The organism is Brevibacillus sp. HB1.3 (assembly GCF_013186635.1).
Classification (GTDB): domain Bacteria; phylum Bacillota; class Bacilli; order Brevibacillales; family Brevibacillaceae; genus Brevibacillus; species Brevibacillus brevis_D.
Window position 1 is genome coordinate 130,095 of record NZ_JABMIT010000014.1, and the last position, 22,640, is coordinate 152,734.

A 22,640-nucleotide genomic window follows, 5' to 3' on the forward strand; every position below is an offset into this window, starting at 1 on the left:
GTTTTTGTAGACAATGCTTAGGCTGTTTCTTCGTGCAATTCCTGGCCTTCTTTGGTCAACAGTTGTGGCTTCACTTTGTCGCGTACCGTTTCTTCGGTAATCACACACTTATTGACATCTTCTCTGGAAGGAAGCTCATACATCATATCGAGCATGATTTGTTCGATAATCGCACGCAGTCCGCGCGCACCAGTGTTGCGCTTAATCGCTTCTTTGGCGATTTGCAGCAGCGCACCGTTATCGAACTCCAGCTCAACACCGTCGAGACTCAGCAGTTTTTGATACTGTTTCACCAAAGAGTTTTTCGGCTCTGTCAGGATACGCACGAGCGTCTCCTCATCCAGCGGCTCCAAGGTAGCCAGTACTGGCAAACGACCGACGAACTCCGGAATCAGACCAAATTTCAGCAGGTCTTCCGGCAAAATGTATTTCAGATATTCTCCGGCTTTCAGATCGCCTTTTACGCCATCCCCGAAGTCTGCACCGAAACCGATGACTTTTTTACCCAAACGACGCTTGATAATCTGCTCGACGCCATCAAATGCACCACCGCAGATGAACAAAATGTTCGACGTATCGATTTGGATGAACTCTTGGTGAGGATGCTTGCGTCCGCCTTGTGGTGGAACACTCGCAACGGTACCCTCCAAAATTTTCAAGAGCGCTTGCTGAACGCCTTCACCAGATACATCACGTGTGATGGATGGGTTTTCCGATTTGCGGGCTACCTTATCAATCTCGTCGATGTAAATGATTCCTTTTTCAGCCTTCTCCACATCATAGTCAGCAGCTTGAATGAGCTTGAGCAAGATGTTTTCAACGTCTTCGCCCACATAACCTGCTTCTGTCAGAGAAGTTGCGTCCGCAATCGCGAAAGGTACATTCAGAATGCGCGCCAATGTTTGCGCGAGCAACGTTTTCCCGCTACCAGTCGGACCGATCAGCATGATGTTGGATTTTTGCAGCTCCACATCCTCGATCTTCGCTCCGGAATTAATCCGTTTGTAGTGGTTGTATACCGCTACAGACAAGGATTTCTTCGCCATATCTTGACCGATGACATAGTCGTCCAAGATTTTGCGAATTTCCACTGGCTTTGGAATTTCTTTCATATCAATTTCTTCTTCAGTGCCCAGTTCTTCCTGTACAATTTCATTGCACAGTTCGATACATTCGTCACAAATGTAAACACCAGGACCAGCTACCAGCTTGCGCACCTGTTCCTGGGACTTGCCGCAGAAGGAACACTTCAGTTGGCCTTTGTCGTCGTTAAACTTAAACATGCGCTTCACCTCACAACGGGTCAGTTTTTGCGTTCAATAATAGAGTCAATCAATCCGTAGGCCTTTGCTTCTTCTGCACTCATGAAATTGTCGCGGTCTGTATCTTGCTCTACGCGTTCATAAGGCTGACCTGTCCGCTCAGACAAAATCTCATTCAGCTGGCGCTTCGTTTTCATAATCCATTCCGCATGAATGCGGATGTCTTCTGCTTGCCCACGCACACCGCCGAGCGGTTGGTGAATCATCACCTCGGCGTTTGGCAGAGCAAAGCGCTTGCCTTTTGCACCAGCAGCCAACAGGAAAGCACCCATACTGGCAGCCATGCCCACACAAATCGTGGACACATCCGGTTTGATGTACTGCATGGTGTCATAAATGGCCATTCCTGCTGTAACAGAGCCACCTGGAGAGTTTATGTATAGCGATATGTCTTTGTCCGGATCTTCTGCCTGCAAGAAGAGCAGCTGAGCGACAACCAGATTGGCGATTTCATCATCAATCTCGGTGCCCAAGAGAATAATCCGGTCTTTCAGGAGGCGCGAGTAAATATCATAGGAGCGCTCTCCCCTGCTTGTTTGCTCGATGACCATAGGGATTAACATTATGTATTTTCCTCCTTTGCCGAAAAAAGTCAATGGTGGAAAAACAAGGCACGATACACTCGTGCCTTGTGGTCTTGACAGCCAGCGTCAGGGTTAGCCTGCCCACTGACCAATCATGCGTTCTTCTAAGCTTATGCTGTTACTTTGCTTTCTGCAACCAGCAAATCTACTGTTTTGCGAGTTTGCACATCGCGGTACAGAGCAACCATGCCATCTTGTGCGGAGAAGATTTTGCGCAGCTCATCTGCTGGGCGGCCGTATACGCCAGCCAGTTTATCCAGTTCTGCGTTTACGTCTTCTTCTGTTGCTTCGATGTTTTCTGCTTTGCCGATTGCTTCCAAAGTCAAGGAAGTGCGAACGCGGGATGTTGCGTCTGCACGCAATTGATCACGCAGTTGGCTCTCATCCATGCCGGAGAACTGGTAGTACAGTTCCAGCGTCATGCCTTGGTATTGCAGACGTTGACCAAATTCATTAACCATTTGATCCAATTCATGCTCAACCATTACTGCTGGCAAATCGATCTCAGCGTTTTCAGCTGCTTTCAGAACGAGCTGCTCACGAACATATTGATCTTTTTCTTGCGCTGTTTTTTCTTCGAGTTTTTTCTTGGTGTCTGCTTTCAGCTCTTCCAGCGTGTCGAACTCGCTCACGTCTTTGGCAAACTCATCATCCAAAACAGGCATGTTTTTGCGCTTCAAGCTGTTCAGTTTCACTTTGAATACCGCTTCTTTACCAGCGAGGTTAGGAGAGTGGTACTCTTCAGGGAAAGTTACGGTAATTTCTTTTTCTTCGCCGATGTTCAAACCAGCCAGTTGCTCTTCGAACCCTGCGATGAAAGTACCGGAACCCAGTTCCAGAGAATAATCTTCTGCTTTACCGCCTTCAAAAGCTACTCCGTCTTGGAAGCCTTCGAAATCGATTACAGCGATATCGCCTGTTTGTGCTGCACCCTCTTCTACTGCTACGAGCTCAGCATGACGCTCTTGCATGCGCTTCAGTTCAGCGTCAACGCTCTCTTCTGTTACAGAGAAGTCTTTTTCTTCGATGGACAGACCTTTGTAGTCGCCCAGCTTCACTTCAGGCTTCACAGTTACAGTCGCTTTGAAGATCAGGTTTTTCCCTTGTTCCATTTGCGTTACGTCTACTTCTGGACGATCTACTGGCTCGATACCAGCTTCACGAACAGCTTGTCCGTATGCAGTTGGAAGCAGAATGTCAAGAGCGTCTTGGTACAAAGATTCTACACCAAAACGGGATTCGAACATTTTGCGTGGTACTTTTCCTTTACGGAATCCTGGAACTTGAACTTTTTGAACCACTTTTTTAAACGCTTGATCCAATGCTGCGTCTACTTGCGTAGCATCTACTTCAATCGTCAGGACTCCCTGGTTATTCTCTACCTTTTCCCAATTTGCTGCCACGTAAACTTCCCCTCCTAAATCGAATAACAGAACATCGCCAGCCGCGCCATGGTATCTTCGCAGGCTCGGATGATAATATTCTAGCCATTATAACCATTCTAGTATAGCACAAATCTTTTAGTTTTCAAGAAGACCTCATTGGTCGACGAACAGAATAGTTCCCTCCCAATTGTGGAACCGGGTTGCCTACATGATCATAAAACGCCACGGATATGTAAGTTTCTGTCGGGCTCGTTCCTGTCTCTTCTAAAAGAGCGTATGTCGGTACGTGAAAACCTCGTGGCATTTGCAGGCTACCTGGATTTAGAAACAGGATGTCTCTTTCTACTCCACAGACAGGTACATGGGAGTGACCGAATACGACTACATTTGCCCCGACCTCTTCTGCACGGTAATGAAGGCGCAGAAGAGAGCCTTTCACTCCGAAAAGATGCCCGTGCGTTTGCAGGATGTGAAGGTCGCGCCATTTGGTCTCTTGCTCAGTCGGCACCTCTTGTGTCGAATCGCAATTGCCTCGGACAAGCGTCATGTTGGAAAACGGCTCGCGCTTATGGTCGACACAAAAATCGCCACAATGCAGAATTTTTTCGACATGATGTCGGTTGACGACCTGGCTTACTTCCCGAACCAAGCCGTGGCTATCGCTCATGATGAGAATTCCCATCACGCTTCACTCTCCTGTTTTCTCTCTTGTCTACTTGAGGATTGCAAGCAGTTGCTGCATGGCACGAGCGCGGTGGCTAATCTGGTTCTTTTCTTCTGGCATGAGTTCGGCCATCATTTTGTCCATCGATGGGACGTAGAATACCGGATCGTAACCAAAGCCGTTTGACCCTTTTGGTTCACGCGCAATCACGCCTTCACAAGCGCCAGTGGCAATGATTGGTTCTTCGCCCGGAATCACCAACGCCAACGTACAACGGAAGCGAGCTGTGCGTTCCTCTGTCGATACCTCTTCCAGCTCATTCAACAATTTACGCCAATTCTGCTCGTCTGTTGCATCTTCCCCAGCGAAGCGTGCGGAGTAAACACCCGGGCGTCCTTCCAGCGCATCTACTTCCAGTCCGGAATCGTCACCCAGGGCTGGCATGTTCAAGTATGTAGAGATTTCGATTGCTTTTTTCAGCGCATTTCCTTCGAAGGTGTCCTTATCTTCTACTACCTCAGGCACACCATCGAATTCAGCGAGGCTAATCCCTTCCCAGCCTGCATCTGCGAACAGCCTGTTGAATTCTTTCACTTTTCCTTGGTTCCGTGTTGCGAGAACGACTTTTTTTCGATTAGGCATGACTTTCCTCCGCTACCGATTGTGCAAAAGAGAGCGTAACATCAGCGAGCGCCTCTTTTTGACTGTTGATCAAGTTGTCAATGCCGACTTTTGCAAGGGCAATCATTTCTTGTAGCTGTTCAGGCGAAAATGGAGCATCCTCCCCTGTTCCTTGCAGCTCGACAAACTTTCCTTTTCCCGTCATGACGACATTCATGTCGACAATCGCTGTAGAATCCTCTTTGTAGTTGAGATCGAGCACGGCTTGCTCGCCGACTACCCCTACTGAGGTCGCTGCCAGGAAATCGTTTAACGGAAGCTGTTTCCAGGTGCCACTATCCACCAGCTTTTGCATTGCGTCTACCATTGCCACAAACGCTCCGGTAATCGAAGCTGTCCGTGTACCTCCATCTGCCTGAATGACATCGCAATCCAGCCAAATGGTGCGTTCACCCATTGCTTCAAGGTTCACAACGGAGCGCAGAGCACGTCCGATCAGACGCTGAATCTCCATTGTTCGTCCACCGACTTTTCCTTTCGACGACTCACGCGCGTTGCGGGTCGCTGTTGCTCGGGGAAGCATGGAATACTCGGCTGTGATCCAGCCCTTCCCGCCACCACGCATAAAAGGCGGTACCCGTTCTTCCAAAGTCGCCGTACAAATCACCTTTGTGTCTCCGACTTCAATCAGGCAAGATCCTTCTGCGTGTTTAATGTAATTGCGCGTAATGTTTACTGGGCGCAATTGGTCATGGGCACGGCCATCCACTCTCATTCCAAGTTCCTCCTAAATCGCTTTGTTACACTCCGCTCATTATACCAGAGGCGGGAAACGATCTGCCACTGCACAAACGCCTCTTCCCTATTTACGTGAATTGCAAATATTCTTGTCACTTCCATCCTCATAAAAAATTTCTTGCCGTCACTCATGTGTTTAAAATACTATCTAATTAGATATTTAATTAATTTGATGGTAGGTGAATTTACTTATGAGCTTCTTGTTTCTTTTGAAAAAGCCGAATCTGCGGCGCCTTTTAACCGCCAATTTCTTAAGCGGAATCGGAGATTGGTTTAACAGCGTTGCTGTACTCGCACTGCTGCTCGAAATAACGGGAACAGCTATCGCAGTCGGAATTACCCTCGCACTACGCACGCTGCCTCACTTGATTTTTGGTCCACTGGGCGGTCTAATGGCAGACCGTTTTGATCGAAAAAAAGTGATGGTCGCCTGTGATCTCGTTCGCGGTTTCGTTGCTCTTTCGTTTTTGTTCGTATCTGAAAAATCAGATGTATGGATGGTCTATGCAGGTACTTTTTCGTTAGTTGCCTTTTCTTCCCTTTACAATCCTGCACGAATGTCCCTGCTGCCCAAAATCGTTGACCCTGAGGAATTGGCGACTGCGAATGCACTTGATCAAAGTATCTATGGAATCGTCATGGCCATCGGTTCGTTGATCGGCGGTATTTTTGTTGCACTGTGGGGAAGTGATCTCGCTTTTCTTTTCAATGCCCTCTCCTTTTTCGCCTCGGCTCTGTTTCTGGCTAGGCTGAAGGTACCCGCCTCCCCAAACGACCCCGTTTCTAACGTACAGTTGCAGCAGGCTGCTAAAGTCTCTTCCTACGGAGAGGTGATACGCGCCATCACATCCACACCGATTGTGTACGCCATCCTTTTGTTAAAAGCCGTGTGGCCAATCGGCGGGGGGATCATTAATGTCTTGATCAGTGTCTATGCCTATCAAGTGTTTGCTGCCGGTGAATGGGGAATTGGTCTGTTGTACGGTGCGATCGGAATTGGCTTCATCATCGGAGGAGTACTTGCTCAGCGCTTTCAACGATACTTTTACGAAGTGGCTGCCAGCAGCTTTGCAGTGGAGGGCTTTGCACTGCTTTTGACCAGCTTTTCACCTACGATTTATGTAACGGCACTGTTTTTTGCGCTATCCACCGTGGCGGGAGGAATGGGAAACGCCAGCCTGAATACGTTGATCATGCGGCATGTCACCCCCAGCTACCATGGCAGAGTATTCGCTTTGGATGCGACGATCTCAAATATTCTGATCGGTCTGTCCATGCTCCTTGGCGGCTGGATTTTGACGATGGCTGACCCACGTATAGTCGGCTTTGTGGCAGGTCTTTTGATCACGATCCCATCGCTTGGGCTCGGGCCCGTTATTTGGAGAACCGTACGCGCTAATGGCAACGAACCATTGGCAAACAAAAACCACGCTCGTTAATACGGGCGTGGCTCGTTCCTTACATCTGTATGGGATTGAGTTGAACTGGGCGGCTCACTGGCTTGGTAAACGCGCCACTAGCGAGCGGTTTTCCTTCCACCAGCAGCTGCACTTGCTTGGCTCCTGTCGTCTCTGTCAATGACAAGACGAGCGATTGCAGCGCTTCTGGGCTCGCTTCCTTGCCATCGTCATACTTGAGGATGTCACTGCTCAAGTTGACTGTCACCAAATCTTTTTCCTGCTTCACATTCAGAACACGTGTCGTACGCAGCAAGGAACTGAAGAGCTGAGATCCTTGTTTCGGTCCTTTGATCAACTCTTCGACGGTTGCCTTGGCGATGTCAGTCGTTTCAGGAACCAGACGAGTGACCGGGACATAATACGTACGTGTATCATCCAGCTGACCTTGGAAATAAACCGTTACGCTGGAGGTATCTCCAGGTACTGCCCCATCGCCCAGTTCGAGATTGACTCCTTGATTCCGGTCTAATAGCGTGATGGGTGTTTTGGCTGCTGGCATTTCTGTCAACGGTGTTCCGTTCACCCAAATTTGCACAGTCTTGACGGTGCTAAATTCCGTCAACGCCCGGGTGACGGCATCGACAATTTTCTTCTCATCTTTCTCTTCGTACGTTTTGAAGTCTTTGGAAAAATCGACAGTGGCTACGCCGTTCTTGATGACAAGTCCTTTTACTTCTGTCCCTTTTGGCAAGACAGCGGAGAAGCCACCCTGGAGCATGCTCTCAACCGGTCCACCTTTTACCATGTAGCTCAATACTTGTTTGGCAGGACCGTCTGATTTCGGAAGCGTCATCGAGACAGGAACGATATAGCCGTTAGCATCCTGCAAGTACACCATTCTCTCTCCAGTCTCCTGAACGACCGGTTGTGCGCCATCTTTTGCAGCATCCGGGGACGGCGTGCCGTTGGGCAAATCCACAGATACCTCTGACTGTGGTGGTGCATCAATACTAATCGTTTCCTTTTCCGGGCCAAAGAGACCGCAGCCCGACAAAAGCACTGCGCTAACTCCCAGCACGGCCGTCATTTTCCCGATGTGCCTTATCTTCATTTCCCCAGCCTCCTCCACACACTTTGTACTACCATGTATACGAGCTAGGCTTGGGTTTATGCGTTGAAAGTTTGTCTCGTCAGATAAGGTCTTCCATCAGGGCTGGACAGTTTTTTCCAATGAGTTGTGCTGGACGTTCACTTTGCAGTCCAGCCATTCTTCTGCAATGGTCTGGAATTTGTTGGCGTCCCCACTCGTCACAAACAGATGTTCCGGGCGCTCTATTTGCTTGCGTTCGGCGTCCGTCGCAATTTGCAGGGACAATTCTCGCGCTGTCTCTTCTGCGGAGTTAATCAGGCGTACTCGATCTCCCATCACTTCCGAAATAATTGGTGCTAGCAACGGATAGTGTGTACAACCCAAAATTAACGTGTCCAAATCTTCGTGCAAGAACGGGGCAAGCGTTTCTTTTACAACTCTTCTTGCTTCCTCCGTATTTGCCATGTGGCTTTCCACCAATGGCACAAATGCGGGACAAGCCATTCCTGCGACGTACAGATCCGGCTGAATCCGCAAAAGCGCACGTTCATACGCCTTGGTACGAATGGTCGTTTCCGTACCGATGACACCGATTCTGCCGTTTTTCGTTACTTGAACAGCCGCACGCGCCCCTGGCTCAATCACTCCGATGACAGGTAGCGGCAAATCCCCTATCGCTTCCTCCAGCACGACGGCAGTCGCAGTATTACAGGCGATCACCAATGCTTTTAACGGTGTACGCATTACATAGTCGATCATTTGAAAGCTGTAGGTACGAATCTCTTCCGGCGATTTGGAGCCATACGGACAACGGGCATTATCGCCTACATAAACAATCCGTTCTTCGGGTAGCTGACGCATGACTTCCTTCGCAACAGTTAATCCTCCCACTCCTGAATCAATAACGGCAATCGCTCGTTCTCTACTCATACTAATGTGTCTCCCCTGTTGAAATGAATATAGTACAGCATACCACTCAAACATTTGTGCTACTACCATATGCGTAGATGAAATTTCTTGTACTCCGCAAATGTCGCACCTTCTCTAGGCGCCTTTCATAATGTGGAGAGTGATGATGTGCCCACGAGGAGGAGAATCTTTTGGTAGAAGAAGCCAAGAATTTGCTGGACTGGAGCCAATGGGGGCGACAATGGATCGAGCATTTGCGAAAACATAAGACCCTCAACCGAGAACTCGAACGGCATCTGCACAAATTCGAAGAAACATTTACACGGATCGGAAGGCAAGCATCCAAGCTTGATTCAACAAAAGACAGCGGCGAACTCCCTACTCTCATCACTCGCGCAGAACAAGTGCAGGAGCAATTCCATCACTTTTTACGACTAGCTCAGTTGAGTGAGGATGACCAACTGGAAGAAGAAGCTAAGGAACCTGTTGCGGAATCAATAAATGCACAGCCAGCGGTGGCCGAAGAAGTACAAGTGCCTGTTGTGCCAGAACCCGTTTCCTATCCCGGTGCACGTGAGCCAGTCCGTGCGGCACGCCCTGTGCCTGTCGGCCAGCATACCCTCCCCCCGCTCCCTTATGCGTACAACGCTTTAGAGCCGTACATCGATGAAACTACCATGCAAATCCATCACAACAGACTGCACCAAAAGTATGTAGACGATCTCAATGCAGCAGAGAGGAAGCTGTCGGATGCTCGAGAAAGTGGCAACTTCGATCTCATACGCCATTGGGAACGCGAGCTAGCCTTTAATGGGGCCGGTCATTACTTGCATACGATCTTTTGGTCATCCATGAATCCAAATGGGGGTGGTACTCCCTCTGGTGATCTCGCAGCGGCAATCAATCGGTATTTCGGCTCCAATGACGCCTTTCAAAGACAATTTAGTCAGGCGGCAGAAAAGGTAGAAGGTCCGGGGTGGGCGATCCTCGTTTGGGCCCCGCGAGCACATCACCTGGAGATTCTTACAGCCGAAAAGCACCAGAACCTGTCACAATGGGATGTGATTCCGTTACTGGCTCTGGACGTATGGGAGCATGCCTACTTCCTGACGTATCAAAACCAGCGAGACAAATATGTAGAGAACTGGTGGAATATCGTCAACTGGCCCTATGTGGAAGAGCGGTTCGAAAAAGCACGAAAACTGCGCTGGGAGCCGTATTGACTTGCATCTCCCCTTCATTGACAAACCCCCTCCTCATCCCAAATGTCAGGAATGAGAGGGGGTTTTTGTTGGCAAAACTTATTCGTTATACGGGACAAATTCGATCTTTTGTACCTTGATCGGATTTTGGATGGGCTTTGCATTCTCATCTGTTTTCTGGGCTGCAATCTTGTCTACGACCTCCATCCCGGCAAATACATGCCCAAAAACAGTGTGACGATTGTCGAGGTAAGCTCGTCCGCCAATCTCTTTATACTTCGCTTCTGCGTTCAGCGGCAGCGCCGACAAATCGAGGTACTCCTGATCTACCTTCGGGCTTTGTACAATGTAGAAATGCGTGCTATTGGTATTAGGTCCAGCGTTCCCCATGCTGAGTGCTCCTCTGAAATTGAACAGATCCCGGCTAAACTCGTCTTCAAACGACTCACCGTAAATACTCGGCAGCTCCTTGCCATCCGGCCCTTTCAAATCTCCCGCCTGAATCATGAAGTCGTTGATTACACGGTGAAAAATCATATTGTTGTATTGCCCTTTTTTCGCGAGTGTTTTAAAGTTTTCCACCGCTTTTGGAGCTTTGTTCGGGAACAGTCTCAGCTTGATCACACCCGCATCTGTCGTGATCACGCATACTTCTTCGCCTTTACGCGGCTTCTCTAACTGAATCAGCTTCACATCTGACACATCGATGCCAGAGTCCTGCCAAATGACGCCCCACGCCTTCCAGTTTACCGGGTCTGTCCCGAGTCTGGCCAAGCCGAGATAATCCGTTTTTTCAATGGCCTTGTTATCTGCGGTATACCCGACGTATTTGAATTTTACAATCGCGCGGTAGTTATTGTAGGCATCCTCCTTCGTGACGGTGTACAGCTTGTCTACCTTTGCTTCGATCACCTGAATGTTTTTGTATTGCGCCAATCCTTCCATATAGGTTTTCATCGCAAAATTCGTCAAGGAGTCATCTGCCACCAGCTTTGCTACCTCAGCAGGATTGGATCGTTGCTTCACCAAGGACGCGATGAAATCATTCACCTCCTGCTTATCTCCCCCATGTGGACGGAACTGATTGACCTGAACTTCATTCCGATAGTCATGAATAGCGTTTGCAGCTGCTTGTTGGACAAAAGTTGGACTTAGTAACGGGATCGCAATACTTGCAACAACTGCCAAAGAAACGAGTTTTTTCATTTTTCCGCCCCCACTAATTAGAAGATTGTTCCATAAAAACAGTATAGCTTAATCCGTGAATGGATGTCTGAAATATTTTAAAATTCTGCCAAGCAGAGCAAAAGCTGTGAACATGATAGGAAAGTTCCTAGCATCTCTATATAATAAGCTCTCAAGAGCGCTCTTTTTGTTTGTTAGTTTGAATTGGGAGGTTTCATGATGAATACCAAAACTGTTGTTTATGAAGCCAGCTATCGTGATCAATTGGTAGATATCTGGTATCGTGCCGTTTGCCGTACGCACCATTTTTTGACAAAGGAAGATATTGCGTTTTATAAAAACATGGTAAAAAATGAAGCACTATCTGCCGTTGAGGTATGGATAGAAATAAACGAAAGGAAAGAGCCTGTAGGCTTCATTGGCCTTGATGGAACGAAAATCGAAATGCTGTTCGTTGATCCTGAATATCACGGGAAAGGGATTGGAAGCAGATTACTCGAACATGCAGAGCGTAAGTATGGCCCGCATTTGAAAGTAGATGTCAACGAGCAAAACGAGGGGGCTCACGCTTTCTACAAACGGTATGGATTTGTGCAAACAGGACGATCAGAACTGGATGGTTCGGGAAGGCCGTTTCCTTTGCTTCATTTAGATTTACAACGTTAATTATCGGTTGTTCAAAAAACAAGACTGCCTCATGTAGTAGAATTCTCTACTTGCGAGACAGTCTTTGCTCTACTTATGTGTCTGAAAAACTACCAAGGGCAATCACACAATGGTCCATTTTTTATGCATCCTTTTTGGCATCCTGCAAATCCACTTGCTCCGAGCTTTTGGAGTAATTTCTTGAACATTCTTATCGCCCCCATTTTGTCATAAATTGTATTTACAGGTATATAATACAATGATTATATCAAAAATGAAAGCGTTTTCTGAAATTTCAGGAATTCATTTTTTTGTCGCTTCTTCTACTGTACTCTTCTGCTGCTTCCATTTTATTAATGAACGTCCCGACCACCTTTAATACTTGAAACAAGACGACCAAAATTGCGATGACCGTCACCCATAATACCCCGAACCCAATCATCCAGCCTGTAGACATGTTCATCCCTACCTTTTTCGCAAAATATGTTTGAACGTACTGATTTCTCCGCTAATCGCCATGAGCAGTGAGATACATACACTCGAAAAGAAGATAGCCATAACTTCGTTGGTGATTTCGAAACGGCCGTACAATAAATAATGGTCAACACTCGCCCAGCCCCCGCTCCATTGCCCCACACAGACTGCCAGACTGATGAATACGAGGTTACGCAAAACAAGCTTCCACGATAAAAAATGGTTTCCCGCCATTCCGCCGCACCCGCATGAAATCTTCTTTCTCCCTTTTGCTAGATTGATACTGATCGCAAGTGTGTACACCCCTAGCAACAACATCGCCAAGGACAGTCCCAGCGTTGTAAAAAGACCGATTAGCAAGGAAACCGCTACGGTGACTTGCAACCCTAGATCCAGATACGTAAAGCCTTTTGACAACGAATAAGGTATGATCTGATAGGCTCGCACAATGGACAAATGCGTGCCCATATCGCTTATTTTTGAGGCGAACGTGCTGAGAAATAAAAACGCGAGAATCAGTCGAAACAGCAACCCAAGCTCCTCCATAACACACCTCCTTCCTTATGCAAACCATTTCGCCTGCATGCGGTACATGCGCGAATATTCTCCGTTTGCATCCATGAGCTCATCATGATGCCCGACTTCGATCAGCTGACCTTGCTTCATGACAAAAATCCGATCCGCCATTCGTGCCGCAGCCATCCGATGGGAAATAAAAATCGCCGTCTTATTCTGTGTGAGGGCATCAAACTGCTGAAATACTTCAAGCTCTGCCTGCGGATCAAGTGCCGCCGTAGGCTCGTCCAGAATAAAAATCTCTCCTCTTCTGTATAAAGCACGCGACAACGCGATCTTCTGCCACTGTCCACCTGACAAGTCTTCGCCATCCTGTAGCGTCCGCCCCAAAATCGTATCGTATCCACTAGGTAGTCTACGAATAAAGGTATCTGCACCGGTTTCAACCGCTACCTGCCTCATCTGGGCGGGATTGACTTCCTGCGTCACTCTCCCAATGGTGATGTTCTCTCCAGCAGTGAAGTTGTACCGTATGAAGTCTTGGAAAATGACCGTGATATTTCGTTGCAGGTCGGAAATATCGAGCTCACGAATCGACTGATTGTCGAACAGAATATTTCCGGAATGGATCGGATAAAGCCCCATCAGGCATTTGACGAGCGTCGTTTTTCCAGAGCCATTATCGCCGACAATCGCAATACGCTCCCCCCGCTTGATCGTAAAGGAAACTTCATGGATCACATTCCGCTCCATTTTGGGATAACAAAACGATACCCGATCAAACGTAATACCAGATTGCAGCTTGGTGGGAAACTCAGCTTTGCCAGTGAGCTGCGGAATCGTTTTATCCTCGTATTCCAGAAAGTCAAACAGATCAGCGATGTACAAGCATCTGTTGACGATATGTGCGAGGTTAAAGGTCATTTGCGAAAGCAGCTGCTGCGTATTCTGTACCGCTTGTGCAATCGCTACAAAATCCCCTACCATCAGGGCGCTCGCACGAAGCAGCGATACGACCAATCCTAAGCAGCCAATATACATCGAGGAGGTAAATATCCCTGAGAAAATCAGTGCTTTTTCTCTGCGGTGGAGCAGACGAAGTACCTCTTTCATATTTTTCAAAAACAGGCGAGACCATCTGCCTAGCAAAAAGTCCTTGAGCTGAAACAGTCGGACCTCTTTGGAGCTGTCGCGCTCATTCAGGATCGAGCTAATGTAGGAGGCTTCGCGAATCTCTGGCGTCTGTAGCCTTGCGAGATAGTATTCCGACATACCAAATTTGATTTGGACAATTAACAGCGGGATCACGGCCAGCAAGCTCATCACAGCTAATCCCCAGTGAATGCTAAACAAAAATACCGCAAACGAAATCAGAGTAATCAGATTTTTCCCGAGATCCAATACCCTTTCCAGAGGGTCCAAGAAGCGTTCCCCCATTGCTTCTGCCCGAATGCGGTGATGATGATTGTAAAATTCCGGATCATCGAAATAAGAGAGCGGAACAGATGCTGCTTTCTTTGCTACCATATGCTCCAAATGATATTCCAGCCGTTGCTCCGTATGGGCAGTGAGAACACGCAAGACCGTTTCCAACGCATTCGTCACCAACGTCACGGAAAACAATCCAGCAAGCAGCCAAATCAACGGCTGGTAATCATCCGTGTGGTCCAGCGCAATGGCCGTAACCTCGTTCACCATTTCTTTCATGATCCAGATCGTAGCCAACGGGGAAAATGCCAGGATGATTCTCAGGGCAATAGAGCAAATGAGCCATAGCTTGCCATGTGTCCAGATCAATCGAACGGTTTTGGCAAAATAGGAGCGAATCATGCTGGCTCACCTGCTAGCGCCAGGAGCTTCTTTTTGGTTTCCACGGCGGTTATCGGCTTGGCACGAATGACGTCCTGTTCATCAATTACGAAAACGCTGGGAAAATGGTTGATCTGGTATGCTTCCAGCATGGGTTCGTTGCCTATCAATACTGGTATACCGGATATGTTGTTTTCTTGTAGCCATTGGGCAGTGGTTATGTACTCGGATTCTGTCGAGATGATTACGGATGCATCTGTGAGTACCCTTCCCTCGGATAATAGTTCGTGCACATGATTGGCACAGTGCCCGCAGCCTGTATGGGTGAAGTTTACGATCAGTGGGCGGGGCAGGTGATTTAGTTGCTGCTCTAGACCGTTTAGTGTTCGGAAAGGTAGCGATTGTAGTTTGGTGCCGATTGCTGGTCCGGTCTCTGGGATGAATGGGTGGAAGTGATGGACCTGATCTTGTGTTTGTTTTAGTAGGGTGAGAAGTTTTGCCAGTATGAAGGCAAAGATAAGTAGAAAGATCATGTTTATGGCTATGAGCAAATCTATCGATCTCCTTTCGTGCGACTCGAGATAATACGAGAGGCGTGACGTGTTTTTACAGAGAAAATACCATAATATTTAAATTTTGTCATTATTTTGTGGTTCAGGGAAGGCAGAATAGATTTGGATGGCTTCCTAATTAGGGGGATGAAGTCTTTTCGTCTATTTAGATTGATTGGGTTTACAGGAAATTCTTAACAGACCCTTTCATTCGGCACTGGGTAGCCCCACAAAAAAAGAAACCTTAAAAGGCCTACGCCTATCAAGGTTTCCTTAGTTAATACGAAAAAGATCTAATTTGTGTCTACGCTTGAAGCCCACTGTCTAAAACAAGTCAATATTTCTTCTAAATTCCTTACTCCACCTGCACCATGAAATACTCCATCCCTGACTATACAGTAATACCAATCTTCTTCATCTCTTTCAACTTCTATTGAATTAAAATTTTCATGTTCTAAATTTGTTTCAATTATATTAATTTCAACAGACCAACCTGGATTATCTACAGTGTCGATCTTCACTCCAAAGCTATGCTCCCAATCACCGTTACAGTTTTGAAAATACCAATCTTGAAGCCATCTTAATGTATCCATCATCTCTACCTCTTCCTTGGAATTTCGTTTGGATTCGCCGGTCTAACTCCACCAGGAATAGACTTACCATTGACATGAGGTGTAGGCACATTCTGCTTCGTTACCTTATTAATATGACCTTTGCCTTTTCCATCATAACGTTGAACCTTATCAAAACCACTAGGATTTAATGGATTGGCTTTATAAGTCTCATAATTTGTAACCTCATTAGTTTTAGGATCTCTTTTTAGAACCGTATGGTCTCCTGTTGCTTTTGGATCGGATTTCATAAAGTTCTTAGCTTTTCCAGTATTTTTCTGTACAACTTCACCCGTTTCCTTAGACGTATTTTTCAACGTCCCCGCCGCTAATGCACCGGTGGCAGGAACTGCAAATCCTAAATCAGGTACATCTCCTACAATTCTTTGTGTCCTCGTAGCACCAATTTGAAATACAACCTCATGAACTTCCGGCTTTAAATTTGCGGGTACAATCGCCTCGACTGCTTCATCATAATCTATTTTGTTAGAGTCAGCATAAGTTACTGCTCTTTCTCCCCAAGACATCACAAGATCAGCGTGATTACCGCCAAAATACCCGCCACTTGTTTGATCTATATAATGCCCACTCGGGTCTATGAATCTAATTGGATTATTATGCGTATACGTATACCTATTCAAACTCAGCGGATTATCCACTTGCCCCTTATACGTATCCTCCGAGATAAACCGCCCTATCTTCGGATCATAATACCGGGCACGCAGGTAGTAAAACCCGCTCTCTTTGTCAAACATCTCCCCCGCATACATAAACGGGTTGGAAATCGTCTCTTTGACCTTATCCGCAATCAGATTGCCCCAAATATCATAGTCATACGTGTTCAGGACATTCCCATTTGGAGCCTTGATTTTGACAACATCACCGTGGCTGTTGTAATAGTAGGTACCTTCAAGATTCGACGCATAGTCCTTTCGCCAGATCAACTGGTTACCAAACACATTCCGCGCCTTGACCCTGCTATCTTGCGTCAGCTCTTCAATCACTTGCCCATCCAAATAGACGTAGTGAGTCGTATCTGTCACGCTGCCAGTCTGTTGCTTCGTCGCACGCAGTCCACCTGGGTAATACGTGTATGTCGTTGTCCCCTTCTCGTCCTTGTACTCCTGTAAACGATTAAACAAATCGTGCTTCATTTCATAGGAGCGCAGGATATCTACCGGAGCGTTTGCATACACTTGGCGGTTGCCGCGCTTGTCATAGGAATACTGCTTAACGTTCCCTTCCACCGATTCTTCCTTGATCCGGGAAAGCTTGTCATACACAAACAATCCATAATTCGTACCGGAGCGCTTTTGACTGGTGATATTCCCAAACAGATCGTAACCATTTGTCTCATTCCAGCCGTCTGCGTGATTCAAGGCTGTTTTTTCACCAAATGAGCTAACCGACTGCTGCATCGCTTTCGGTTGTCCCGGATACGATACTGCATTGGTTTCTCCTGAGTTACTGATATCGTACGTGTACGTGGTTGTTCCGACTCCCGGTATCGCCACCGAATTTAAGCGGTTTGCGTTGTCATAAGTGTATCCGACACTTAGAGATGGGGCTGAACCAGATACCGCCCCCCTTGCCGGGTATACGAGTGTATCTATCGTATCGTCGTTATCAGAATAGAGAAGCTGGTAGTCCTTGCCCATCATCGTTTGGCGATTCTTCCGATGGAATCCATCGTAGCCATAGCTAATAGAGTTTCCGGTGTGATTATTTTCACTCAGAAGCAGTCCAGACTGTGGATCGTACACCCGGTCTTCATAGAAAGAAGCGCCGGAAGAAACTTTCTTCAACTCATGGAAAGGCGTGTAGTCGTAGTTGAATGTGACGCCGTTTTTGTCCTTGTAACTCTTCATAAGACCGCTTTTATCGTAGGTGTACGTCTCCGCTTTTGTCTCTGGATTCTTCTCCGAGAGCTTCCACGACAAACTATTGTAGGTATACTCAGCGGTAGTGGTCCCGTTCTCCAATACACTGGTGAGATTGCCTAGCCCATCGTACCCGTATACATTTACGTTATTTTCCGGGTCCTGCAAATAAACCAGATTGTCGTTGTGATCGAAGCGCATACTCCACGCTTGGGAGGTTTTGCCGTCTGTGATTTCTTTATTGGTTACTTTCCCGAATCGATCCGTCTGGTAGTTCGTTACGCGATTGTGACTGCCGCCGCTTTGCGTAGTCTCCTCCGTGCTCTCCACTTTTCCATACAAATCACGGTAGGTGGTCGCGATATAGCCATTCGGAGAGAGCGTTTGTTCCGTCAGACGAGGTAAGTATCTTGTTCCATCCGAGTAGGCATTGTTTCGATGGCTCTTAGTAGTTCCTAAGGAATTCGTCGTTTGATACACAAAACCGTCCCAGTCATACAGGTACGAGGTGCTTTGCTCCTGCTTCCCGTAAGGAACCGTGCGACTAATCTCCATTCCATCCGGCGTAAACTCGTTTTCTACCAATTGACGCTTCGCACCTGTCGTGCCCACCTGCTCTTGATAGGCGGTATCTCCATACGGGGTGTAGTAAGTGATCAGCTTCGATTGATCCGGGGCAATTTTCTCCACAATGCCCGGTCCCTCTGAACTCGATCCAGAAGCTTCGCCGTCCCGATAGACATACGTAATGGTTCGTTTTGCGCCTTGATTATGAAAAGTCTCCGATAACGGTCGGCCTAACTCATCGTAATCGTATGTAGCTTTGCTTCCGTTCGGATAGGTCTGGCTTTTGATTTGGCCTTTGTCATCGATGTCGTAGGAAAAATTCAATACATCCGATTTGCCGCTTTCCAGCTCAACACCTGCGAGTGCGATTTGTGTTGGCTGAACGCCATATTGATCATAGGCGGTAAAGGTCTGCGTCCGTGTCTTTCCTCCGCCAAAGTTCTCTGTAATCGAATAGAGCTGGTTATTGGTGTACTCATATGTCCGTTCGATTGATTGGCTCTTGTGATTGTTGATTAAATTGGCAGGGAACGAGTTGATCTCCGTTTCCTTCCGAAGCAAATATTGATTGTTGTACTCGAATGTCGTATTCGAATAATACGGATCGCCCGAGGCGGAGGTTGATTGCGTTCTGGCTGCCTTTAATACGGAGAAGGTCCGGAAACCCCATGGATTTACCCCTTCTGCATCATATGTCCATGTACTTACAATCCCGTCCGGTGCAATCTGCTTGGTTAGCTGTCCGTAATCGTTATATTCCAAATACGTCTCTTGAGCGTAATTGTTGATCTTGGCCGCATACCGTGAGCGATTGGAAAGGTTTGGGTCTTTCAAGTAGGAATTGTAAACATCCAGATCGCTCACTGCCGATGTCGGTTCCAAGAAAACGTATTGATACGTCGGCTTTGTGTTCCGGCCGGAATAGGCATAGGTTGTGTACGTAGTTGGATTGTACTCGACCCGATACTTCGCGCCAGATACATTCGTTCCGCCTTTGCTCACGCCTGTTGTCTTCTCGCTTCGCAGCAACGTATTTCCGTCTTGATTGACCTTGTAAATGGAATTCTTCGTGTAACGGGAAGCCTCAGATTCGGTGACTTGGATGGTATCCCCATGTCGTTCCGCAAAATTTTTCAATCTGGGCAGTTGTTCCTTTGGTACCTTCCATATCTCGCGGAGGTTGTCGTTATTGGCATAGTTCTTTTCCAGCTTATACGTATTGGTTCCTTTCGGCGTTTTCTGCGTATAGCTGTACGATACTTTATTGACTGGATGATAGGCTACATAGCTCAGTGCATACTTGTCTTGAAAAATCCGTACGAGACCGTCATTGAACGTCGTTTGACCTAGTTGATAGGGACGATATTCGTAGTTGATTTTTAATCCTTGCAACGGATAGGAAACCTCTTGCATGAGCAAGTAATCGATTTCCTTACGCTTCTTTGTATCCGATTCCCAATACTTTGCTGAATCTTGAAGGCTTTGATCAGTTGGGAGCTTATCCAGCGTGTATTCTTTGTTTAAGTTGAAATAAGCAATACCCTTGGTAGTAGGATTATGATAGGAATAATTTGCTACTGTATAAGAACCGCTTCCACTCCCTGCTGTCGGCAAGACTTCTACTCGGACGAGCTGAAAGTAACCGTTCAATGCAAGCTTTCGTTCAAAGTGGTAGCGAATGTGCTTGAGCACGGTGGTCTCTGTCTTGTCTTTATAGACAATCAAGTCTTGTGTGGTGTCGTTTTGCTTTCGTTTTAGCACCACATAGCGGCCGACACTGTCTTCGATGCTCACCGGCTCTCCGTCACTGTTCAGGTTGTACTTGATTGTATCCCCATAAATATTGGATTTGACGACCGTTCCCAGCTTGACATCGAATTCATACTTCAGATTACGGTAATGCAGTGTGTATTTCCGATTCACGTCATCCGTGATAAACATGATGTCTTTATATGGATAATTCACAAACTTGTTGAACCGGTATTCTAAAGATGTCCCGTCCTCTAAGCTAATGTAATAACGATTCGCCGTTGGACTCTTGTCTACTTTGGTGGAGTAAATTTGCTGGCCTGGATTATAGGGGTCGTCCCTTACCGTGGCTGCCTGCTCACGCGTGACGATATCCAGTCTCGGCATATTAAAATCCCAGCCGGTTGCAAATTTCTCATTGGCCTTTAGGGCTTCATTCTTGTCTAGATCATCGTCCCAGCTTGGTGCACTGATTTTACTGCTCAGGGAGTGGTATCTGCGTTTTATATCCAGATCCAGTCCATGCTTTCCTGGTAAGTAGAGATCTTGCTCGACCAAGTTTGCAGAGCGATATACATCATCTACGGCTTGCTCTGTTTTTGAACGAGCAAAGCGAAACTCCTGATCTTTTTCCGTGTAGAGAACTTCTGGAGGAGTTGTATTCACTGCTTGAATGTCGAGTGTTTCTTCCAAGCTCTTGAGTTCATTTACTTTCGATGCTACAAGGGGTGTAAGGCGATTTAAGAGGGCCTTATTTTCCTGACTGAGATTATCGAATTGAGAAATGAGCTGGTCACTGGAAAAAGCTTTGACTTCTGCTTGTTCTTCAGTTGAAAGCAGCTGCAATAGATCTGAGTAGAAATAGGCAGCGTATTTTAGTAAAGATCGGTCGAATGTTTGGTGGATTTCTATTGCTGTGTTTGCATCCAGCTCGGTCCATGTTAGTGAAGCGATGTCCTCGGCGTTATATGATGCTGGATTTTTTGCTTCTGTTTTTTCTGGTAGAGCGGTGAGATTTTGCTCTGCGATGGATTGCTGGATTTCATCTATTGTCTCGTTTTGAGTTGATGATTCTATACTTTGAGTATTTGATACGTCTCGGGTTGACGGTTCATTTGCCAGGGTGCTCACTGGTGGTATCATCGTCGTAAATAGTGAAAGACATAAAATAAAGATCAGGGTTGATTTTGTCGACAGGAGTTTCATAATGCCTCCGAAAGAAAAGTTGTCCCCCTTGCTTAGAAGGGGGATTTATTCGTAATAATTATGGTGTAAATGTGATTTTTACGGGTTTGCTACTGTTTGTAGTTGCTCCATTTCCTAGTTGACCACTACTGTTTCTTCCCCAAGCATATACTGTTCCGTCTCTCTTTAAAGCTAAACTATGATACGCATTAGACCCACTTGCAATTTCGTCAATTTCTGTTAATTCTGGTACCTTTACAGGAACAGCTTGTGTTGAATTAGTATTGCCATCACCAATTTGTCCATCGCCCCCGTAGCCCCACGCATATACTTTCCCATTTACATCAAGAGCCAAACTATGATTCTGTCCTGCAGCAACAGAAACAATATTTGAAAGTTCATTTATTTTAGTTGGAGATTGAGTCGCTGTTGTAGTGTTAATACCTAATTGACCATTAGAGTTTGCCCCCCATGCCCATACTGTTCCGTCTTTTTTAACAGCAAGACTGTGATTGCCCCCAGCAGCAATCGACCTTACGTCTGTAAGATAATCTACTTTGTATGGTCTATTTGTTGAACTAGAATGCGTATTTCCCCACATCCACACCGTTCCATCTTTCTTAAGGGCCATTACATAAAATCCTCCAGCAGCAATCTCAATAACATCTGTAAGGCCCACTGCTTGTACCGGTGTGGCACTATGCGTATTTGCGCCGTCACCTAATTGACCGTAATTATTAGATCCCCAACTCCATACTGTACCATCAGCTTTTAAAGCTACGCTATGGTTCGCTCCCACAGCAATACGCGAAATATTTGTAAGCCCTTTTACTTGGATAGGAACATTTTTTTGAACTTTTGTACCATCTCCCAATTGACCGTAATAATTATCACCCCATGCCCAAACTGTACCATCGCTCTTAAGGATGAGAGAGTGCTGATACCCAGCTGCACTACTCACTGCATTACCAGCTGCCAAAGTCGTCTCTTTTGATAGAAATAGAACTGCAAGCATCATCAGTAAAATATTACTTATTAATTTTGACTTCATTAGATTTTTTTTCATTTAAATTCACTCCATTTAATTGTCATTCGTTAATACTGGAACTGTGCTATTTTGTAGACTATTATTTCCTATCTGTCCCTTCTCATTTTGGCCCCAGGCCCATACACTTCCGTCTTTTTTCACCATCAATGTATGTGCTCCACCGGCGGACAATCGCTTGGCTTTCACTTCGATCTCCTTGACTTCCACAGGAACCGTGATCGTTTTGTTATAGTAGCTCACTGTGATATTCGTTGTCCCTACGGTTACTGCCGTGATCACTCCTGCTGCATCTACCGATGCAACTGCTGGGTTACTGCTCTCATATGTCGACTGCGTCGTGACATCTTGGGTGCTGTTATTTAGATAGGTCGCCGTGATTTGCAACGGCTTGCTTTGAGACGTCGGGAGCAACACCGTACCAGGATTCGCTGCCAGTTGCTGAGCC

General features: G+C 46.7%; 20 protein-coding genes. 3 read left to right on the plus strand and 17 right to left on the minus strand.

What is annotated here, in order from left to right:
* Positions 1-17 precede the first annotated feature (17 nt).
* The 6 genes from clpX to rph all read right to left on the minus strand — a co-directional run bounded on the left by clpX (position 18) and on the right by rph (position 5,351).
* Positions 18-1,283, minus strand: coding sequence for an ATP-dependent protease ATP-binding subunit ClpX (gene clpX / locus HPY31_RS25445; RefSeq protein WP_012685515.1), 1,266 nt, complete (start codon positions 1,281-1,283; stop codon positions 18-20).
* Positions 1,284-1,303: 20 nt separating this feature from the next.
* A complete protein-coding gene (gene clpP, locus HPY31_RS25450; RefSeq protein WP_007722241.1) occupies positions 1,304-1,885 on the minus strand; it encodes an ATP-dependent Clp endopeptidase proteolytic subunit ClpP in 582 nt (193 codons plus the stop codon).
* Between the two features lie 131 nt (positions 1,886-2,016).
* Entirely contained in the window at positions 2,017-3,309 is a 1,293-nt protein-coding gene (gene tig, locus HPY31_RS25455) for a trigger factor (RefSeq protein WP_087350684.1), read from the minus strand.
* A 124-nt stretch (positions 3,310-3,433) separates the two neighbouring features.
* The gene (locus HPY31_RS25460) at positions 3,434-3,973 is read right to left on the minus strand and encodes a metallophosphoesterase family protein (protein WP_172142958.1); all 540 of its coding nucleotides are present in this window, start codon (positions 3,971-3,973) and stop codon (positions 3,434-3,436) included.
* Between the two features lie 30 nt (positions 3,974-4,003).
* Positions 4,004-4,597, minus strand: a complete 594-nt coding sequence (locus HPY31_RS25465; protein WP_172142945.1) for an XTP/dITP diphosphatase — start codon at positions 4,595-4,597, stop codon at positions 4,004-4,006.
* Positions 4,590-5,351 carry a ribonuclease PH gene (gene rph / locus HPY31_RS25470; RefSeq protein WP_172142946.1) on the minus strand — a complete coding sequence of 254 codons (762 nt, stop codon included), beginning with the start codon at positions 5,349-5,351 and terminating at the stop codon, positions 4,590-4,592. Before rph ends, HPY31_RS25465 begins: the two co-directional genes overlap by 8 nt.
* Positions 5,352-5,565: 214 nt before the next feature.
* Here rph and HPY31_RS25475 point away from each other — a divergent pair, with 214 nt between their 5' ends.
* Positions 5,566-6,813 (plus strand): MFS transporter, encoded by a 1,248-nt coding sequence (locus tag HPY31_RS25475; RefSeq protein ID WP_172142947.1) that lies wholly within the window; start codon positions 5,566-5,568, stop codon positions 6,811-6,813.
* A gap of 19 nt (positions 6,814-6,832) precedes the next feature.
* Here HPY31_RS25475 and HPY31_RS25480 read toward each other — a convergent pair whose 3' ends face one another.
* On the minus strand, positions 6,833-7,885 hold the full coding sequence (locus HPY31_RS25480) for a GerMN domain-containing protein (RefSeq protein ID WP_172142948.1): 1,053 nt from the start codon (positions 7,883-7,885) through the stop codon (positions 6,833-6,835).
* 96 nt (positions 7,886-7,981) lie between these two features.
* On the minus strand, positions 7,982-8,794 hold the full coding sequence (gene racE, locus HPY31_RS25485) for a glutamate racemase (protein WP_172142949.1): 813 nt from the start codon (positions 8,792-8,794) through the stop codon (positions 7,982-7,984).
* A 170-nt stretch (positions 8,795-8,964) separates the two neighbouring features.
* Between racE and HPY31_RS25490 the strand changes: the two genes are divergently transcribed.
* Positions 8,965-9,996 carry a superoxide dismutase gene (locus HPY31_RS25490; protein WP_172142950.1) on the plus strand — a complete coding sequence of 344 codons (1,032 nt, stop codon included), beginning with the start codon at positions 8,965-8,967 and terminating at the stop codon, positions 9,994-9,996.
* Positions 9,997-10,074: 78 nt separating this feature from the next.
* On the opposite strand, the gene HPY31_RS25495 is transcribed toward HPY31_RS25490, so the two are convergent.
* Positions 10,075-11,181: a peptidylprolyl isomerase gene (locus HPY31_RS25495; protein WP_172142951.1), complete on the minus strand. Its 1,107-nt coding sequence runs from the start codon at positions 11,179-11,181 to the stop codon at positions 10,075-10,077.
* A 198-nt stretch (positions 11,182-11,379) separates the two neighbouring features.
* On the opposite strand from HPY31_RS25495, the gene HPY31_RS25500 reads away from it, so the two are divergent.
* Complete coding sequence (locus HPY31_RS25500; RefSeq protein ID WP_172142959.1) at positions 11,380-11,826, plus strand: acetyltransferase; 447 nt, start codon at positions 11,380-11,382, stop codon at positions 11,824-11,826.
* A 274-nt stretch (positions 11,827-12,100) separates the two neighbouring features.
* Here HPY31_RS25500 and HPY31_RS25505 read toward each other — a convergent pair whose 3' ends face one another.
* The 8 genes from HPY31_RS25505 to HPY31_RS25540 form a co-directional block, all read right to left on the minus strand.
* A complete protein-coding gene (locus tag HPY31_RS25505; RefSeq protein ID WP_016739146.1) occupies positions 12,101-12,262 on the minus strand; it encodes a hypothetical protein in 162 nt (53 codons plus the stop codon).
* Positions 12,263-12,270: 8 nt separating this feature from the next.
* Positions 12,271-12,825 (minus strand): MauE/DoxX family redox-associated membrane protein, encoded by a 555-nt coding sequence (locus HPY31_RS25510; RefSeq protein ID WP_172142952.1) that lies wholly within the window; start codon positions 12,823-12,825, stop codon positions 12,271-12,273.
* A 15-nt stretch (positions 12,826-12,840) separates the two neighbouring features.
* Entirely contained in the window at positions 12,841-14,625 is a 1,785-nt protein-coding gene (locus tag HPY31_RS25515; protein WP_016739144.1) for an ABC transporter ATP-binding protein, read from the minus strand.
* Positions 14,622-15,137 (minus strand): TlpA family protein disulfide reductase, encoded by a 516-nt coding sequence (locus HPY31_RS25520; RefSeq protein ID WP_253901949.1) that lies wholly within the window; start codon positions 15,135-15,137, stop codon positions 14,622-14,624. Before HPY31_RS25520 ends, HPY31_RS25515 begins: the two co-directional genes overlap by 4 nt.
* Positions 15,138-15,448: 311 nt before the next feature.
* Complete coding sequence (locus HPY31_RS25525; protein ID WP_253901950.1) at positions 15,449-15,751, minus strand: immunity 53 family protein; 303 nt, start codon at positions 15,749-15,751, stop codon at positions 15,449-15,451.
* Positions 15,752-15,753: 2 nt separating this feature from the next.
* Entirely contained in the window at positions 15,754-21,093 is a 5,340-nt protein-coding gene (locus tag HPY31_RS25530; protein WP_371811785.1) for an RHS repeat-associated core domain-containing protein, read from the minus strand.
* A gap of 133 nt (positions 21,094-21,226) precedes the next feature.
* On the minus strand, positions 21,227-22,213 hold the full coding sequence (locus tag HPY31_RS25535) for an RCC1 domain-containing protein (protein ID WP_172142955.1): 987 nt from the start codon (positions 22,211-22,213) through the stop codon (positions 21,227-21,229).
* Positions 22,214-22,228: 15 nt separating this feature from the next.
* Positions 22,229-22,640: Ig-like domain-containing protein (locus HPY31_RS25540; protein WP_172142956.1), on the minus strand; the 412-nt coding region annotated here is incomplete at its 5' end.

Coding starts and splice junctions, on each gene's coding strand:
- clpX (WP_012685515.1), bottom strand. CDS start 1,283: ATGTTTAAGTTTAACGACGACAAAGGCCAACTGAAGTGTTCCTTCTGC.
- clpP (WP_007722241.1), bottom strand. CDS start 1,885: ATGTTAATCCCTATGGTCATCGAGCAAACAAGCAGGGGAGAGCGCTCC.
- HPY31_RS25460 (WP_172142958.1), bottom strand. CDS start 3,973: ATGGGAATTCTCATCATGAGCGATAGCCACGGCTTGGTTCGGGAAGTA.
- HPY31_RS25465 (WP_172142945.1), bottom strand. CDS start 4,597: ATGCCTAATCGAAAAAAAGTCGTTCTCGCAACACGGAACCAAGGAAAA.
- rph (WP_172142946.1), bottom strand. CDS start 5,351: ATGAGAGTGGATGGCCGTGCCCATGACCAATTGCGCCCAGTAAACATT.
- HPY31_RS25475 (WP_172142947.1), top strand. CDS start 5,566: ATGAGCTTCTTGTTTCTTTTGAAAAAGCCGAATCTGCGGCGCCTTTTA.
- HPY31_RS25480 (WP_172142948.1), bottom strand. CDS start 7,885: ATGAAGATAAGGCACATCGGGAAAATGACGGCCGTGCTGGGAGTTAGC.
- racE (WP_172142949.1), bottom strand. CDS start 8,794: ATGAGTAGAGAACGAGCGATTGCCGTTATTGATTCAGGAGTGGGAGGA.
- HPY31_RS25495 (WP_172142951.1), bottom strand. CDS start 11,181: ATGAAAAAACTCGTTTCTTTGGCAGTTGTTGCAAGTATTGCGATCCCG.
- HPY31_RS25500 (WP_172142959.1), top strand. CDS start 11,380: ATGAATACCAAAACTGTTGTTTATGAAGCCAGCTATCGTGATCAATTG.
- HPY31_RS25505 (WP_016739146.1), bottom strand. CDS start 12,262: ATGTCTACAGGCTGGATGATTGGGTTCGGGGTATTATGGGTGACGGTC.
- HPY31_RS25510 (WP_172142952.1), bottom strand. CDS start 12,825: ATGGAGGAGCTTGGGTTGCTGTTTCGACTGATTCTCGCGTTTTTATTT.
- HPY31_RS25515 (WP_016739144.1), bottom strand. CDS start 14,625: ATGATTCGCTCCTATTTTGCCAAAACCGTTCGATTGATCTGGACACAT.
- HPY31_RS25520 (WP_253901949.1), bottom strand. CDS start 15,137: ATGATCTTTCTACTTATCTTTGCCTTCATACTGGCAAAACTTCTCACC.
- HPY31_RS25525 (WP_253901950.1), bottom strand. CDS start 15,751: ATGATGGATACATTAAGATGGCTTCAAGATTGGTATTTTCAAAACTGT.
- HPY31_RS25535 (WP_172142955.1), bottom strand. CDS start 22,213: ATGAAAAAAAATCTAATGAAGTCAAAATTAATAAGTAATATTTTACTG.